Below are 17,277 nucleotides of genomic sequence, written 5' to 3'. Positions count from 1 at the left end.
ATTTAATCAATTATTGTCAGTAAATCAATGTATTTCGTGGGAATAACTTGTTTTTTGACATAATAATATGAGGGCAAACGCCGTTGGGCGAATAGCGTATAATAATACCCTTCAAAGGGTACGATCCTGATGGAATACACCCAAAGAAAAAAGGCCTGAAATTCGCTCAAGCCTGTTTTTTTATCGTTTATATCAAATTTTAAATCCTAGAATGGATAACCGATGGCTAAATTAAACATCAAGTTATCCTTTCTCCATTTTGAACTTCCAAAGTCGATATCCTTAAATACCCAACGTTCTCCTTTAGGAAGATACGGGATGCGGAAAGGTATTGACATATCGGTACGAAGGATCAAAAAAGTAAAGTCGAAGCGTAATCCAGCGCCACCGCCAACAGCTAATTCATTCAAAAAGTTCTTGCTGAATTTACCGCCGGGCTTGTTGACGTCATCCCGTTGCAACCACACATTCCCCGCATCAATGAACGCTGCCCAATGAACAAAGCCCGCTAATTTGGCTCTATATTCGGTATTCAGCTCTAATTTGATGTCACCGGTTTGGTCTGCATAGAAAAGCCCATTGCTTAATTTTTCAGGAGCAACTGTTCCTGGGCCAATTGCACGAGCACCAAAAGCACGGATACTGTTAGGTCCACCCACATAATATTGTTTTAAATAGGGGAGTGACCGCGAGTTGCCATACGAATAACTTAAGCCCAAACTGACCCGCGAGGCAAGCTGCGAATTCTCCGACAATTTGAGATAATGTCTTCCATCGCCACTGATCTTGATGTATTGGGAAAAATACGCATCGAACAATTTGAAGGTTTTCCCTTTATTGAAATCTGCTCCCTTTATTAATCCGAGTATATTCCCCGAGAGGTCCAAGTTGCCTTTGAAATAAAAGGTATTTTTCAAATGCTGCTTCATCGTATTTTGAAACGTGAAATTGTAATTTGGGCCAATCGTAAATTGTGGATCTATTGCATGCCTTAACGCCGGAATGGTATCCATTTGTTTTTGATAGTTTTCTGAGATCCCTTTAGGCTGGACATAGGTAATCTCCATTAAAGCAAGATCGTGCTGCTTCTCCTCAGACTCCTGCCAGATATAACCGTAATCCAATGCGATGGAATTTAAGGTATATGCTTTGCGGCGATTTAAAAATTCATACCGTCCTTTGACGTAAGTCTTCGGGATAAAACGCCGTGTCGGTGAAATCCGCCCAAAAGGGGACAATATCCGTGGAAAAGTCAGTGTAGCCTCCATCCCGTAACGGTAATAACTCGAATTGAGGTCGGCCGACCCACCGGTCTGCGTTTCATAACCTCCGAATACATTAAAACTCAACTGCTCCGCGCCTTTAAATGCGTTGCGTAAAGTCCAGTTGACATTGACCTCGGTACCATTGTATACTGAGGCCATTTTTCCTAAAAGTTCCACACGGAGTGATTTCTTGGGCAATGGAGTTAAGTAGTAGTAGACGTCCAGTGCGTTGGGGACTTCTTTGCTGTCGACAAAGTTATTTTTGACAAACTTCCAGCTATTGAGATTCACCAGGTGGCTGATGGTTTGATTGTGGGCATTACGGTTATAGACGTCGCCGGGATGGAAGAAGATATGATTCGCGATCACAGGCTTTCTATACAGATGCTGGCGGTCTATAAAATAGTAACTGCTATCATATAGTTCCGCATTGCGGGTGGATCGCTGATAACCGGAGCTTGTTTCCGTGTAGTTCGGGAAAATGTAGATTTTATTGATCTTGGACGGTACCCTTGCCTGTGCCGGTGTCTCCTTTTTCACCGTAACATACATGTCGACTTTGTTGTTCCGATGCGAACTGTCTACCTGAACTAGGATGTAATCGGGACTGAAATAATAATACCCCCTATTTTTGAGGTCATTGTCGATGCGGTCGCGCTCATTGAGGATAACATCTAAACTGTAATTCTTACCCACTTGCAAGAGGCTTTTATCCGAGCTCGAACGGATATCTTTACCCAACTGTGTTGTGCTGTCGATGTCGAATTGAACAGATCTGATTCGGTAGATCAGATTAGGCTTGGCTGTATAATTAATGGTTGCTTTTTTGTCTTCAACTAAGGTGTCCGATTTCACTTCCGCATTGAAGAATCCGAAATTCTCCAGACGATTGCGCAATAGGTTTTCATTATATTCGCGATTGACGTCGCTCAATAGTACTGGTTCTTCACCGATCTTCTTGAGGAATTTTTTAATGATGTTATTCCCCGCAGAGTCCCCGGCCATATTGTTGAAATAGAGCTTGAATGGCACGCCGGCCAAACGTTTGTTGGGCTTTGGCATCAGTGCAGCTTCTAAATGAGTCGCAATCTTTTCCTTATTTTCTTTGGATATCGTGTCCGAATCGACTATTACATTGCCCTTGACATATAAGCTTTCCCCTTCTTTTAGATTCTTGGTGGAAGAGCAGGATGCTATGAATGCAGCGCATGAAACTATTCCCACAATATACTTTAGTTTAGTTTGCATGGTAATTCCTTTCCTCATCTTCATTTTTTATAGCTGTCGTTCTGATGGTATCTATAGTTGATTTTGGACTATCGCTTTTCGGCGTACGTTTCGTTGAGTCCAGCTGTTGCTTACGTCTCTCTTTTTCTCTTTCCTCCATACGCTTTCTGTATTCAGGACTATGGGTCATCAAACTATCTCGGATAACGGTGCGTACACTGTCGCGATAGACTGAATCGGTTTCCATACGTTCTACATCGAAACGTTTTCTGAAACCCTTGCTATTGGTGTCGTAATACTCTTTGAGTTTTTTCGAACTCATCCAGATCTCCTTAAATCGGTTGTAATCCATATTGATGATAAATCCGATACCCGTTTCTACATATTGACCTTGGAGTGTAACCTGATATTGATTTTTACGATATACCCGCGCAAAATAGCGGCCATCTTGCGAAAGTTGGTAATCCAATTGGATATCTCCAGCAATGTTGTTGGCTGTTTCTCCCGGACGTGTATTTCCTTCAACTTCAAAATTAGAGCCAACGGTAATTTTTAAACGGTCATTTAAAAGCATTTTAGACACGCCGATATTCAGATCTGTTCGGGTCTGGCCAGCTCCAGTAGCGTAATCTTCTTCCGAAGTTAGGTTGAAGTCCAGCTCTACTCCGGTGATAAGCTCGGAGGCAAGGCGGTTCAATTGACCGCTCAGGAACGAACTGATGCTATTTCTGACAATGGCTTCCGTACCACCGCCACCGGATAAACTCTCAAATGGATTGGTCGACATAAAGCGCCCCAAAACAATCAGTGAAAAGACCTGTTTGTTCAGCTCAGACGGATTTTCACGTAAGGTGGTCAAAGCATTATTAACCTTGCTAATCACATCTTGCGAAACAACCGAGTTGTTTTCGTCCAAGTCGATATCAAAATTTAGTTGCGGTTGGAACAGTTTGTCTGTAATCTTCAGTAAGACATTGAAAGGAATCCGCTGCTTGTACAAATTAGCGTTTTCCGACCCCAGCTGCGTCGCTACAAGTTCGAGGGTTGGTGCTTTGGTTGTGTATGCTGCCGTGATATTTAGCTGCGCATCCAAGGGATCTCCATTCCAAGTGATGGTACTTCCTTTTCGGAATGTAAAATCCTTTTTCACGGGGCCAAAACTGAAGGAATAACTTCCTTTGTCTACTGTAAATGTACCTGACAAGGTAATTTTGCTACTTGCATCAATACCGGCGTTCAGTTCCGCTTCACCCTGGATATTCAGTGCATCCTGTGAACCAGCATCCAAGAGGATCTTAAATTTGGCGTCCTTATCGGTTTGAAGATTTAGATCTACGTCGATTCCCGTCAATCGGGTAACAGTCATAGAATCTAATTTTGCAAATACATTGGCTCTTGTTGTATCACTCTTATCAACAAATTCGACAACACCTTTACGATCGGCCATCCCAGGATCCTCGTTTGGCATGACAAAGGTAAAGTCCGTATCATCTAACACCTTGATTGTCCCATCAACGATAGGCTTATCCAGATTCCCCCGAATGCGCAGGTTCGACGTAAGGTACATTTTACCATAAAACATGTCGTTGTCGCTTTGTGTTGAATTGAGTACCTCAAAATTGTCGGTATTGACATTGAGATTGAAATCAAAATCAGTATATGTTTTGGTTTCTATGGATCCCGTTACCTTGGCAATATTTCCCTTTTTGTCTTCCAATGCAAATTTTGGGAAAGTAATGCCTCTTTCATCCAAATGAATGGTTTCATCTTTCGCTTTGAATAGTGCATTCAACATAGCAATATTGAACTGAGCATCTTTAAACCTAACATCGCCGTTAATGCGGGGTTTGGATGGCGATCCTGTTATTTTTAACTGGCCTTCCAAGTTTCCCTTCGAGTCTTTTAGATAGCCCAGACTAAATGCCTGAACCGTCTGCATAGAAAGCGGTGCAATATCTAAAGTGAAATCCAGGCTTGCCTCTCCCTGAGGAGGACTGATAAAATCACCACTTAATACGACATTATTGCCATTTTCACTGATACTGATATTCGCATTATAGGTGTTTTCTTTTTGATTATTCACTTTTATATTGACGTTACCAACGGTATCTTTTCCAATATAAAATTTATCGATCACAAGATCAGAAACAAATACAGGGCTGCTTTCTAGGCGTGATATCGTGGCCTGGCCATTAATGCCGCCGCCAAGATCGACTGTTTCACTTTCAAGCATTTTACTTAATGTCTCAATGCGGAAATTCTTAAATGCAATGTTGAGCGGCGAATTGAGCACACTATCCTGCGATGATATGCTCAGCTCCTGTCCTTTATTACTTAAGATAAAATCACTGGCCTGAATACCTGTGCTTCCAAATTTGAGTACATTGTTTGGATTTATCGTCCACTTGTCGTAGTTCAGCATAAGGCCGTCCTGAAGTAGGCTAAAAACGAATGCGCCATTATCAACGCGCATATTGGCACCCAAATGATACTGCTCTTTCTCTTTCTTGTCTTTTATCCAGAGACCGAAATCCAAATTGTTTTGGATGACTTTACCACTGAATACGGTATTCACCAGTTCAATATTGCTTACCTTGATTTTATTGATCAATGCCGAGTAATACAGTGTACTGTCGAGGGTATTGATATCCAAAGTAACGTTATTGATTTCAGTGCCATTATAGATTATTTTCGGTGCATCCAACTTGGCGAGAATCGTTTTTGATTGACTGTTAAACATACCATCCAATGTGATATCCGACATCTCTGTCAGTTCTGGCAAGAAATCTTTGATAAACTTAGTTCGCGTCAATTGGGCCGAAAACTCGATGTTCTGTGGGTCGTATTTGGGCACTTTAACAGCTTTGCCTGGTTGGTAATATACCTGTAAGATGTCTTGAACGGCATTCTGCAATTCTAGAATTTTGTATTTTCCGACCAAATGGGCGTTTAAAAAGTCCGATTTTAAAAGTAGCAAGTTGCGGCTAGTATCCGCTTTTGCAATTAGTGATATACTGTCTAGCGAGTAATAAGCATCATTGTAAACAATGGATGAATTGGTAATGTGTGCTTCTCCGTTCAAAAAATTTGGATCGGCTGAACTGAAATTTCCAACGAGTTTACCATGGTATTTGAACTCGTCATCCATCAATTTTAACTTTTTAAGATTGATAGTGTCTACCATAAGCTCAAAATCCACCTGTGGATACTTGGATTTCATATTGGCTGTCGCATTTAACTTCAATTGGATATTTGGATCAGGGCTGACGACAGCGGCTTTTATGTCCCCTTTGTCTGCTGTAAGATTCATATCGATATTCTGGTAGCGATAGCCCATGGCATCCATCCGATTTACTTTGCCATCAAAGTTGGCGACAAGCTTCTTGGGATCTGTTCCATGACCCTTAATTTTCCCTTCAAAGGAAAGTATGCCTAACGTACTGTCCATTTTCATGATCTTACCAATGTCAAAATCACGAATACTGACGAAAGCATCATAGGTTGTATCGCGGCCTATCATGCCTACTTTACCATTAAATTTGGCCGTCCCTTTCTCTGTTACCAACGAAAGATTGGTGTTAAACGCATTCATTCCGCCTTTAAAAGTTCCGGTAAGTCCGATTGTATTGGGTAATTCTATTCCGCTCGGCAACATTTTTTTTGAAACCAGCTTTTCGATATCCGAACGTCCTGTAGTCAATTTTTTTAAATTAAGATCCATGGACATTTTATCGACATTGGGTAGCCCCTTTAAATGTAGACTTGCAATGACACGTGTGTTGGACAGGGTTTGAAAATCAATTGCCGGAATATTGAGGTCATTTAACTTCCCGACAACGCGACCATCAATATTAAATTTTTTGTCCATCAACGGTTTCATCACCTGCATGGTGTCCAAAAAAGGAGCGAAATAGTAGATATCGCGCATATCAACACGGCTCTTTTTGATGGTTGCATTGACGTAGATCAGTTCTGGTTTTTTAGCGATAACATCCAAAGAAGGATAAGTTATTTTTAAGTAATCACGCAGCAGAGTGCGTGGCGTCTCTGCATATAGATTTTTGATCTCCGCACCGGTATTTGTATACTTAAAATCCCCCTTCAATTGCTTGATCACAAACCCCGATTGATCGGAGGCTACAAGTTCTTTGAGTGATCCACTGATGGAATCGGCACTGTAGTAAAGATCATTTAAACTGGTTTTCATCCCAGGGATCTTAATGTTGAAGTAATCAAAGCCTTTCATACGGGCCTGATTATCGTCTCTATAAGCTAAGCTTGTTTTATTGATCTGGATTTCTTTGGCAGAAACAACCCAGTTTATTTTGGTTGTATCCGCGGTGTTTTTCGCTGCTGCGTTTACTTTTTTCTGGATCTTTCCAAAGAGCACAGTATTGTCTGAACCGTCAAGATTGATCGTCTGAATATCGACAAGTTCTTTGTTAAGGTCGATCTTGTTAATGTCCGCATGGAGGTTCTTAATATAAAATTTGGTGTTCAACAGGCTAGACTGATCCTCGTAGCGTACTAAGATATTCGTCAGGTCTGCGATCTGTATACCGACATCGGGAAGCAAGGCGGTTGTTTGTGCGGTTTTATCCGTAATGCCAAAGTCTTCGACCGAGGGAGCTGTACCGTCCTTAATCGGCCGCCATTGTTTCACTGTGGCGCTCAGACCATCTATTTTCACTTTTGGAAGATTGAAGGCCATGTTTTTTGTGAGGTCGAACTTTTTGATATTGGTATTTAGGCTGTTCAGGTAAACATCGGCACTTGTTCCAATGACGTCATCGGCATAAACAATATGAAATTTGTCAAATTTGACTTTATCGAGGTTAAATAGGAGGGCTGAACTGCTGTCTGCAGTTGCTGTGCTTTCTTTTTGGGAAGCGAAAGCTTTAACAATATAATCAAAGTTGAACGAACTGTCCGGCAATGTACGTCGAATTTTTGCAGTGATTCCTTCTGCTTCGAGACGCTGTATTTCAACTGTGTTTTTCAACAGCTTGAGCATATTGATATCAACAGCAATGCTTTTTCCTGCTACTAAGGTATCTTTACTTTGGTCGGCTAAATAGATATCCTCCAATACCAGTTTTTTAGGAAAATCAATATTAATGTAGCCAATTTTAACAGGGGTACCAATCTTGTTTTCTACATATTGCGTTACTTTTCCGGCAATATAATTCTGAACGGCAGGTATTCTGATTAAAAATACAATAAGAATAGCCAGCGCAATGATGACTCCAATAATCCACAATATTGTTTTAAAAGCAATTCGGGTAAATCTGTTCAACGTATTATTTGATTAAGTATCTATTAATAAAAATTAAAACGGAAAAAAGTTTGCTAAGTTTACAGATATTAACATATATCGCCACTATTTCAGCAAACTAAGATAAATTTGCCTGTAAATGCAAGTTTAATTTCTGTGTTATACCTGCTAGCAGATATTAGACAGTTTCTAATTTCCCTTATATAAAGTCATTATATCTTCGGGGCTGTTCTAAAAACACATCAAATAATTGACCAAACCATTCTAGCCGTACAAAGTTTTTTGTTTTTTAATTTTATGTTAATAAAAGCATTAAATACCTATTAATTTGTCAAAAAAATAGGTAATTAATACATGTAGTATTCTGTCGAATAGTTGTTTTGGGGAAGATAAGGCAATTATTCCATCAATTTTTTATACTTGCCCCAGTTTTCAAATACCACCCATAGCCATATAATGAAAAGTACGGCCCAAATAATTAATCCCAGTTGGCTGTAAAAAATCATATTGTGGGTAAAAATGCCAATGAGTATTGGAAAGATGACTAATGCACCTAAAGTTCTTGTCTTTGGAAAAATAAACAGTAAACCACTCAGGAGTTCGATAATTCCGACTAGTGGCATTAACCATTTTATCGTAGCAAAAGCCTCAAATACCTTTTTCATGTCCATATCCATAGGTGGCGTAGGCATATAATGAAAAAGCTTATCTAGCCCCGCATTGATGAAAAGCAAGGCAAATAAAATGCAAAGTATATTTTTAAAAATCTTCATAACGGTCAATTTTAGTTCATTATTTTACTGTTATCGTTGTTGGCGGATCAGTATTGTTATCCTCGTCATTTTTTTCTTCCTTGTTTGTATTTCGTTCTACAGTGATGGTACATTCTGTAAGCAATGCTGCGACAGCACCAATTGCTGCAAAAACAGGTGCTAAGATCAAGCCTATTGCGCCGATAGTCACCGGAAAACTCATGATTTCTTTACCATGTTTGTCCGCAATGCTGATTTTGCTCACATTGCCCTCGGCAATGATTTCCTTGATTTTCTGTAAAAGGTTTTCACCGTTAATCTGAAATGTTTCTTTGAATCCCATAATGCTATAATTTAAGTTCGCTCTTATAAAGTTATTCATTTTTTTACAGGAATCCGTATAAAGTTAATTGCATTGTTTGTTGCTGAGCAATTATAAAGTGCACTGTTTAAACGGGAGAACTTCATGTTGCATTTTTACTTTACAAGTTTATATCGTGCATCCTTAACATATATATTACCTGTGAATGGCCAACCGAAATTCTCTTGAACCGCCTGTTTAGCATTTTGCAGAAACCGGATTTTCGGTGTGTAAAATCTAGGAACCGACTTCATCATTTACACGATTATTTAACGTAAATGATACGGATATAGGACGGAGCTTATTCGGTTGCGACCGAATAAGCTCCGAAGAAGTACCGAACAAGCACCGAAGAAGCACCGAAGGATCTCCGAATTTGATCATCTTGAAACATAAAAAAAGTCCCGCGCAGCGCACGGGACTTTTTACAAAATTTATTAGCTCTATTGCATAGGTCTTAGCCCAATGCTATTAAGCTTTCTTCAAGAATTTTAATCTTTGCTTCGGCATCTGCCTTTTTACTTTTTTCGTTTTCAACAATTTCAGGTTTAGCATTTTGCACAAACCGCTCATTGGAAAGCTTTTTGTCTACAGATACAAGGAAACCTTTTAGGTATTCCAATTCTTTGGCAATACGTTCACGTTCAGCATCCGCATCAATATTGTTCTCCAAAGTAACATAACATTCGTCTTTGCCAGCAAGGAAACTTGCGGCTCCGGCTACTTTCTCAGAAACAAAAGTTACGCCTTCCAAGTTTGCAATTTTGGTAATGATGTCAATATATTGTGCTAAATTGATATCTGATTGTTGATTGATAGCCAATGGCAATGCTACTTTAGGGGAGATACCTTTAGAATTGCGGATATTGCGAACTTCCGAAATAATTTGCTGAGCGACAGCGAAATCTTTGATAAGCTGCTCATCAAAATCAGTTGCTGTCGGATAAGCGGCGGCGATAATGCAATCTTTCTCGTCTTTCACACCGAACAGTTCGTCGTGCCACAATTCTTCTGTCAAGAAAGGCATGAAAGGGTGTACTAAAGTGAGTATACGTTGGAAAAAAGATTTTACTGTCTCTAAGGTTTCACTAGAAATAGGGGAGCCATAAGCCGGTTTCACTAATTCAAGGTACCAAGCACAGAAGTCATCCCATACCAATTTGTAGGTTGTCATCAATGCATCTGATAAACGATAGTGTTTGAAGTTTTCTTCGATATCGACCAAGGCTTGATTTAACCTTGCCTCAAACCAAGATGCTGAAATCTTATCTGAATCTGAAGCCGGAGTAGCAGTAATTTCCCAACCTTTAACCAAGCGGAAGGCATTCCAGATTTTATTGGCAAAATTACGGCCCTGTACACAAAGTTCTACATCAAAAGGAAGGTCGTTACCTGCTGGAGCAGTCAATAACATGCCCATCCGCGTTGCATCTGCACCATATTCGTTCATCAAATCTATCGGATCGGGAGAGTTGCCCAGTGATTTAGACATTTTGCGGCCCAGTTTGTCCCGTACAATACCTGTGAAATAAACATTTTCAAAAGGCAATTGTCCACGGAATTCATAGCCCGAAACGATCATACGTGCTACCCAAAAGAAGATAATATCCGGAGCAGTGACTAAATCTTGCGTAGGGTAATAGTAATTAATTTCTGCATTTTCTGGTTCGTTGATGCCATTGAAAACTGAAATTGGCCATAGCCAAGCTGAAAACCAAGTATCAAGCACATCCTCATCTTGACGTAGATCGGTCAATTGAAGCGCTGTATTACCTGATTTTTCTTGCGCTAGAACAAGGGCCTCTTCAACCGTTTGTGCAACCACAAAGTCTTCGTTTCCGTCGCCATAGAAATACGCCGGTATCTGATGTCCCCACCACAATTGTCTTGAAATGTTCCAATCGGTAACATTCTCCATCCAGTTGCGGTAGATATTTTTGAATTTTGTCGGATGAAATTTAATGGTATCATTCATCACATTATCCAATGCCGGTTTTGCAAGATCTTCCATCTTTAGGAACCATTGATTGGAGATTTTTGGCTCTATAACAGCACCTGTTCGCTCTGAAGTTCCAACATTATTGGTATAGTTTTCAACTTGCTCCAATAACCCTTTTTCCTCAAGCTCTTTCTCGATTTCTTTACGTACTTTAAAACGATCCATACCTGCGTAATGCAGGCCATTGTCGTTTAGTTTTGCTTCGTCGGTAAAGATGTCGACAAATTCCAGGTTGTGCTTTTTACCTAGTGCATAGTCGTTCACATCGTGTGCTGGAGTAACTTTAAGGCATCCAGTACCAAACTCCAAATCGACATATTCATCTTCGATGATGTTCACCTTTCTGCCAACGATCGGCACAATGACTTGCTTTCCTTTTAACCAGGTATAGCGTTCATCATTGGGATTGATACACACGGCTGTGTCACCAAAGATGGTTTCAGGACGGGTAGTCGCCACAACAATGTATTGATCTGTTCCCTCAACCTGATATTTCAAGTGGTATAATTTGCCGTTTTTCTCTTTATAAATAACCTCTTCGTCTGAGATATTTGTTTTTGCTTCAGGATCCCAGTTGACCATGCGGTAACCACGATAGATTAATCCTTTATGATATAGATCGACGAATACACGGATAACAGATTGGTATAATTCTGGATCCATGGTAAAACGTGTACGATCCCAGTCACAGGAAGCGCCAAGTTTTTCGAGCTGTTTTAGAATAATACCACCGTATTTTTCCTTCCATTCCCAAGCATGTTTTAAGAAATCTTCACGAGATAAAGATCGTTTATCAATTCCTTGTTCTTTCAACATAGCGACGACCTTAGCTTCAGTGGCAATGGAGGCGTGATCGGTCCCCGGTACCCAACAAGCGTTTTTCCCCTGCATACGTGCCCGGCGAATCAAAACGTCTTGAATGGTATTATTCAGCATATGCCCCATGTGCAATACTCCCGTGACATTCGGAGGGGGCATCACAATCGTGTAAGGTTCACGTTCGTCCGGGGTGGAACGGAAAAATCCATTCGCTTTCCAATAGCTGTACCATTTTTCTTCAGCTTCTTTTGGATTGTAAGTTTTCGCTATGCTCATTTTAAATTTTTGTATTCAAACTTTTAAGGAACACAAAAGTAAGGAATTCTATGTTATTTTCCTTAGTAATCCATTGATCTTGTTCTCAAACAAAAAGAAGTTATGAATAATGGCTAAGCAATACGTTTAATGAGGATCCTCCTAAGCAGAAGAGGCGGTTATTGCAGTTAGGTAAAGCATAACGTAAGATTTATACTTTTTTAATCTTTTCTTCATATTACTAAGTAATTAGCCCGTATTTCATGTAAATTAATGTAAATTTGCCTGTTTTATTTTTACACGAAGGGATGCAACGATTTGCTAATGAGCTTAGAGCTTTAACACAGTATTTTCTGTTCTGGTTAATTATCTGTTTTATAGATAGATTGATTTTTGTTATTGCTTTTTTTGAGAAGATAGGTTTTTCTAATTTCACAGAAATTTTCAGGATTTATTACCATGGTCTGAATCTGGATTTTTCTGCAGTCTCCTATATCTGTGCATTACCATTTCTGGTGTATTGCCTATTAAGTTTCTTTCCAAAACTGAAACCCAAAAGACTGATCCTCGATATTTATACCATTATCGTCCTGGTATTGTTCTTTGTGACAAGTTTTATCAATGTCAATATTTATCGGGAGTGGGGCGACAAGATTTCTAAACGTGCCATAGATGCATTTTTTGCTTCGCCTTCGGGTGCCGTCGCTTCGGCTGAATCCACGCCGGTGTTTCTCCCCATCGTTGGGATGTTGATCGGTATATTCTGCGGTTATTTTCTGTACCGTTGGATGTTTAAAAAAGTCTCTTTTTTCAATCTCAAGTCTCCTGTCAGTAATTTTCTCAAACTGGCGATCGGAGTTTTTGTACTTTTCACGTTTATCCGTGGTGGTTACGGAAGAGCGACGTTAAACCCCAGTAAGGCCTATTATTCCGAGGAAACATTTTACAACCATGCAGCAGTCAATACACAATGGTCGCTTTTGCGGGATTTTTTTGCTAAAAGTACCAAGCTTAAAAATCCCTATACTTATTATGGTGATCAGAAGGACATTCAGGACAAGCTACGGCCCGCCTTTCAAAGTCAGCCTGATTCTGCTGTTGAGGTCCTGTCAACCACTCGTCCAAATGTTGTTATTATCATGCTGGAAAGCTTTGTTGGCGATCTCATTCAGTCTCTCGGAGGGGAAAAGGGAATTACGCCACACATGGAAGAATTGATTAAGGGTGGTATTTTGTTTGACCATATTTATTCTGCAGCTGATCGATCCGACAAAGGCATGGTAGCGGTGTTGAGCGGTTTTCCGGCGCAAGGGCCCGAGAGTATTATCAAATATATCGACAAGCATGAAAATATGCCTGCCATTGGACAGGAGTTCGATCATGCCGGCTACGAAACATCATTTTATCACGGTGGCCAGAGCGAGTTTTACAATTTTAAATCGTATATGCTGACACACGGGATATCTAGGGTGGTGGATAATGCCAATTTTGGCTTAGATGCGGAACGTGCCTCATGGGGTGTCTATGACCATGTCGTGTTTAATCAGATGATCAAGGATTTTAAAAAAGAAAAACAACCTTTCTTTTCGACGATCTTTACTTTAATTAATCACGAACCATTTGAATTAAAACACGGCTATAAATTTGGGAATGCCACCAATGCAGATAAATTCCGAAGTACGGCAAATTATACAGATTCAGCTGTTTTTGATTTTATTAATAAAGCCCAAAAGGAAGCTTGGTATAAAAATACCCTTTTCGTTATTGTCGCTGACCATGGACATCGCCTTCCTTCAGAAAAATGGGAGCTGTTTCACCCCAATCGCTTTCATATTCCGCTGATCTTTTTCGGCGATGTGATCAAACCTGAATATCGCGGCAAAATATTCAATAGAATTGGTAACCAAACGGATCTGGCGGCAACTTTATTGACACAATTGAAGCTTCCGACAGATCATTATCACTGGAGCCGGGATCTGTTTAATCCCACAACACCACAAATAGCATTCTATAATTCTAAAGACGCCTTCGGTGTAATTACACCAAAACAAGCCGTTTCATTTGATAACGTTGGAAGGATCATTAACTATAGAGCCAATAAGGAATATCCGGTTGGCAAAACAGATAGCTTATTGAATATTGCCAAAGCGTACTATCAAGACGTATACCGTGAATTTTTAAAATATTAGGGCTATGAAATTAAAAGGAGTATTTGCACCTTATTTTGCTGTCGCAATTCGTTTTGTCTTTCTTCTGCTCATCTACGCACTATTGCGATTGGGTTTTTATGGCATAAATGCTTCCTTATTCCCCCATGTCGATGCCGGTAAGCTTCTGGTTATGTTTGCCGGTGGCGTACGCTTTGACATTGTGGCACTCCTCTATTTAAATATCCTGTATATTGTCATGCAGACTATTCCAGGACCGTTTAAATTAAATAAACACTATCAAAATGTTGCGAAATGGATCTTCATCGTGACCAATTCAATTGGCATAGCGTTAAATTTGATTGATTTTGCCTACTACCCATTTACCCTCAAAAGGACCACTGGAACGGTAATTGACCAGTTCTCCAATGAATCTAACTTGATCAAGCTGACCTTTGATTTCTGTTTGGATTATTGGTATCTCATTATACTATTGGTGCTGATTGTCTATGGGTTGATTAAATCCTATAAACTTATTCAGATTGAAAGGACGACGAGATATAGCTGGAAGTCATTTTTGATCCAATTGCCTTTGTTTTTACTGACAGCCTTCCTTTTTATTGGTGGAGTGCGTGGCGGTTGGGCGCATAGCACACGTCCCATAACATTGAGCAATGCGGGTGATTATGTGGAGACACCGGAAGAAATGAATATTGTGCTCAATACGCCATTCAGTATATTGAAAACATTAAAGGCCGTGAGCCTCAAACCCGTTCATTATTTTTCCGAAACAGAGCTTGAACAGTTATACAATCCCATTCATGTACCGCAATCAGACCTGCCCTTTACAAAGAAAAATGTCGTTGTTCTGATTTTGGAGAGTTTTGCAAAAGAACATTTTGGAGAATTGAATAAAGATATCCAAGGTGGAAAATACAAAGGTTATACGCCTTTTTTGGATTCCTTGATACGCAATGCTTACACCTTTACAGATTCTTATGCCAATGGCCGTAAATCAATTGATGCGCTACCGTCAGTCATTACGGGCATTCCTTCGATAGGTGAGCCTTTTGTGCTTTCCATCTATTCTGGAAATGAAACCACCAGCTTAGCGAAGCTCTTAGGGAAAAAGGGATATGAGACTGCTTTTTTTCATGGCGCACCAAATGGGAGCATGGGCTTCTCTGCCTATATGAAATTGGCAGGTATCCAACATTATTTTGGCAAAAACGAGTATAACAATGATGCTGATTTCGACGGGATATGGGGAATCTGGGATGAACCATTTTTGCAATTTGTAGCAAACAAGATCAATACCTTTCATCAGCCATTTTTTGCTAGTTTCTTCTCTTTATCATCACATCATCCATTTAAGGTGCCTGAAAAGTATCAGGGGAAATTCCCTAAGGGACCTCTGCCCGTACAGGAGCCTATTGGATATACCGATAATGCCTTACGCGAATTTTTTGCCACAGCCTCTAAAATGTCCTGGTACAAGAATACCGTATTTGTTATCTGTGCCGACCATGCTACTGTAAGCTATCTGCCGGAATATCAAACCACTGCAGGAGCATTTGAAATCCCTATTATATTTTATGCACCTGGTGATAATCTGGTGGGCAAAGCGGATAAATTGGTGCAGCAAATAGATATCATGCCGACAGTGTTGAATTATCTGCACTATGACGAGCCTTATTTTGCCTTTGGTTCAGATGCCTTAAAACCGGGCAAGGATAATTTTGTGCTCAATAATAATTCAGGGAGCTACAACCTCTATTATAAAGATTATATGATGTCTTATGATGGACTGAAAGTGACCTCATTTTATGATCTTAAGAAGGACCGCTTGATGAAACAGGACCTGTTAAAACAGCATCCAGCGGTATTGGATACGATGGAAACCAAGATGAAAGCTTTTATCCAGCAATATAACAATCGTATGATTGAAAACAAGCTGACCTATAAAAAATAACAGCCGGTTTTCTACCTGCTTAATCTAGCGCGAATGCTTCTATCGATAATAAGTAAAACCAAATCATAGACGAGATAGATCAAGGGTAAGGTGAAGATGACCAACAGGATAAAACCACGGGATTTTTCGTCAAAGACTCCATTGACAAAATAGTTGGTCAGACTGGACCAAAACCAAATGAACAAGTAGAAAGAGCTTGGAATGACTAGATTCCCGATCAGGAGTGCATATCGGTATTTGCCAGTTTTGTATTTTAGATAAATATACCGGATATGTAGGTATAGCAAAAATAACGATCCGATCAGCGCAAGTACATCTGGACTTATCCAAAGAATTACTTTCGCCAACAAGGAGGTTTTTAAGACAACTTCAATATGAAAACGCTCTTTCTTTTCTACCTGATCAATTCTCCAGTGAACAATGGAATCTGTCTGTAATTTGGCGGTTCCCAGATCTTGTGTAAGTACCTCCATCTTCCCATCGAGGTGCAGATACAGTTCAATCGGGCCAAAGGACGACCAGTATCTGGAGGGGAATAAGAGATAATCAATTTTGTATCTGGTCCGAATATCCCGTCGGTCATAGCCCATATAAGCACGGTATTGAACCTGAATGCTGTTATCACCTTTGTGAAGCTTCGCGGTAAAATAAAAGGCATCATTCAGCGAAATACGCTTCCATTCATCGCTGTCGTAACTGAGCTCATAATAGCCATCCTTTAAACGTAAAAAGGGGAATTTTGAACCGGGTTGATCCATCTTTTTTCCTTCAATTTCGTTCTGATTGACAAGGAGGCGATCCAATCCGTTCATATTTAAAGCGAGAAATACCAGCGGCAATTCAATAGCCTCTTCTGCATGGATGTTATAAACAATGTTGAAGTGGCTTTGATAGTCCGCATGATCATCCGAAGTGTCCGTTAAAAGACGAATGTCAATACGTTCGCTGGTAACGCTCACTTTCCCTGCGGGAACGAGCTGTCCTGTTATGCTATGGGGGCTCATTGGATTTGCCATGTTGGCAAACAAGGTCATTACAGCAAGTAATAGATATACAATTGTTATTAGAATTTTATACTTCATTTGCTTGTTATGTCTGCTTAATATCAAGTTCCATATTCGGATACCGACCTTTACATGATAGCGGTGTTTGCATATTAGGATATCCTTGATCTTTAACAAGCTGAAAGTAAAAATTAAAAGGGA

8 protein-coding genes are annotated in these 17,277 nt (G+C 40.0%); 2 read left to right on the top strand and 6 right to left on the bottom strand.

Translation table 11 applies throughout. The annotated features are described in order from the left end of the window. Positions 1-206 precede the first annotated feature (206 nt). The 5 genes from B3E92_RS14395 to B3E92_RS14375 all read right to left on the bottom strand — a co-directional run bounded on the left by B3E92_RS14395 (position 207) and on the right by B3E92_RS14375 (position 11,974). A complete protein-coding gene (locus tag B3E92_RS14395) occupies positions 207-2,531 on the bottom strand; it encodes a BamA/TamA family outer membrane protein (RefSeq protein WP_286831958.1) in 2,325 nt (774 codons plus the stop codon). After that, positions 2,503-7,788, bottom strand: coding sequence for a translocation/assembly module TamB domain-containing protein (locus tag B3E92_RS14390; RefSeq protein ID WP_286897365.1), 5,286 nt, complete (start codon positions 7,786-7,788; stop codon positions 2,503-2,505). Before B3E92_RS14390 ends, B3E92_RS14395 begins: the two co-directional genes overlap by 29 nt. A 377-nt stretch (positions 7,789-8,165) precedes the next feature. Then, positions 8,166-8,540: a MauE/DoxX family redox-associated membrane protein gene (locus B3E92_RS14385; RefSeq protein ID WP_070562952.1), complete on the bottom strand. Its 375-nt coding sequence runs from the start codon at positions 8,538-8,540 to the stop codon at positions 8,166-8,168. 19 nt (positions 8,541-8,559) lie between these two features. Then, positions 8,560-8,862 carry a DUF4342 domain-containing protein gene (locus tag B3E92_RS14380; protein ID WP_112375521.1) on the bottom strand — a complete coding sequence of 101 codons (303 nt, stop codon included), beginning with the start codon at positions 8,860-8,862 and terminating at the stop codon, positions 8,560-8,562. A gap of 475 nt (positions 8,863-9,337) precedes the next feature. Then, the gene (locus B3E92_RS14375) at positions 9,338-11,974 is read right to left on the bottom strand and encodes a valine--tRNA ligase (RefSeq protein WP_286897363.1); all 2,637 of its coding nucleotides are present in this window, start codon (positions 11,972-11,974) and stop codon (positions 9,338-9,340) included. Positions 11,975-12,261: 287 nt separating this feature from the next. On the opposite strand from B3E92_RS14375, the gene B3E92_RS14370 reads away from it, so the two are divergent. Then, a complete protein-coding gene (locus B3E92_RS14370; protein ID WP_286897361.1) occupies positions 12,262-14,142 on the top strand; it encodes an LTA synthase family protein in 1,881 nt (626 codons plus the stop codon). A gap of 4 nt (positions 14,143-14,146) precedes the next feature. Next, positions 14,147-16,072, top strand: coding sequence for an LTA synthase family protein (locus tag B3E92_RS14365; RefSeq protein WP_286897359.1), 1,926 nt, complete (start codon positions 14,147-14,149; stop codon positions 16,070-16,072). A gap of 11 nt (positions 16,073-16,083) precedes the next feature. On the opposite strand, the gene B3E92_RS14360 is transcribed toward B3E92_RS14365, so the two are convergent. After that, entirely contained in the window at positions 16,084-17,154 is a 1,071-nt protein-coding gene (locus B3E92_RS14360; RefSeq protein WP_286897357.1) for a hypothetical protein, read from the bottom strand. Between the last annotated feature and the right edge of the window lie 123 nt (positions 17,155-17,277).

The sequence above is a fragment of the Sphingobacterium sp. UBA6317 genome, from assembly GCF_002440385.1.
In the GTDB taxonomy this organism is placed as follows: Bacteria; Bacteroidota; Bacteroidia; order Sphingobacteriales; family Sphingobacteriaceae; genus Sphingobacterium; species Sphingobacterium multivorum.
Note: the sequence above shows the minus strand (reverse complement) of the source record. Positions and strands in the feature narration are given on the sequence as shown.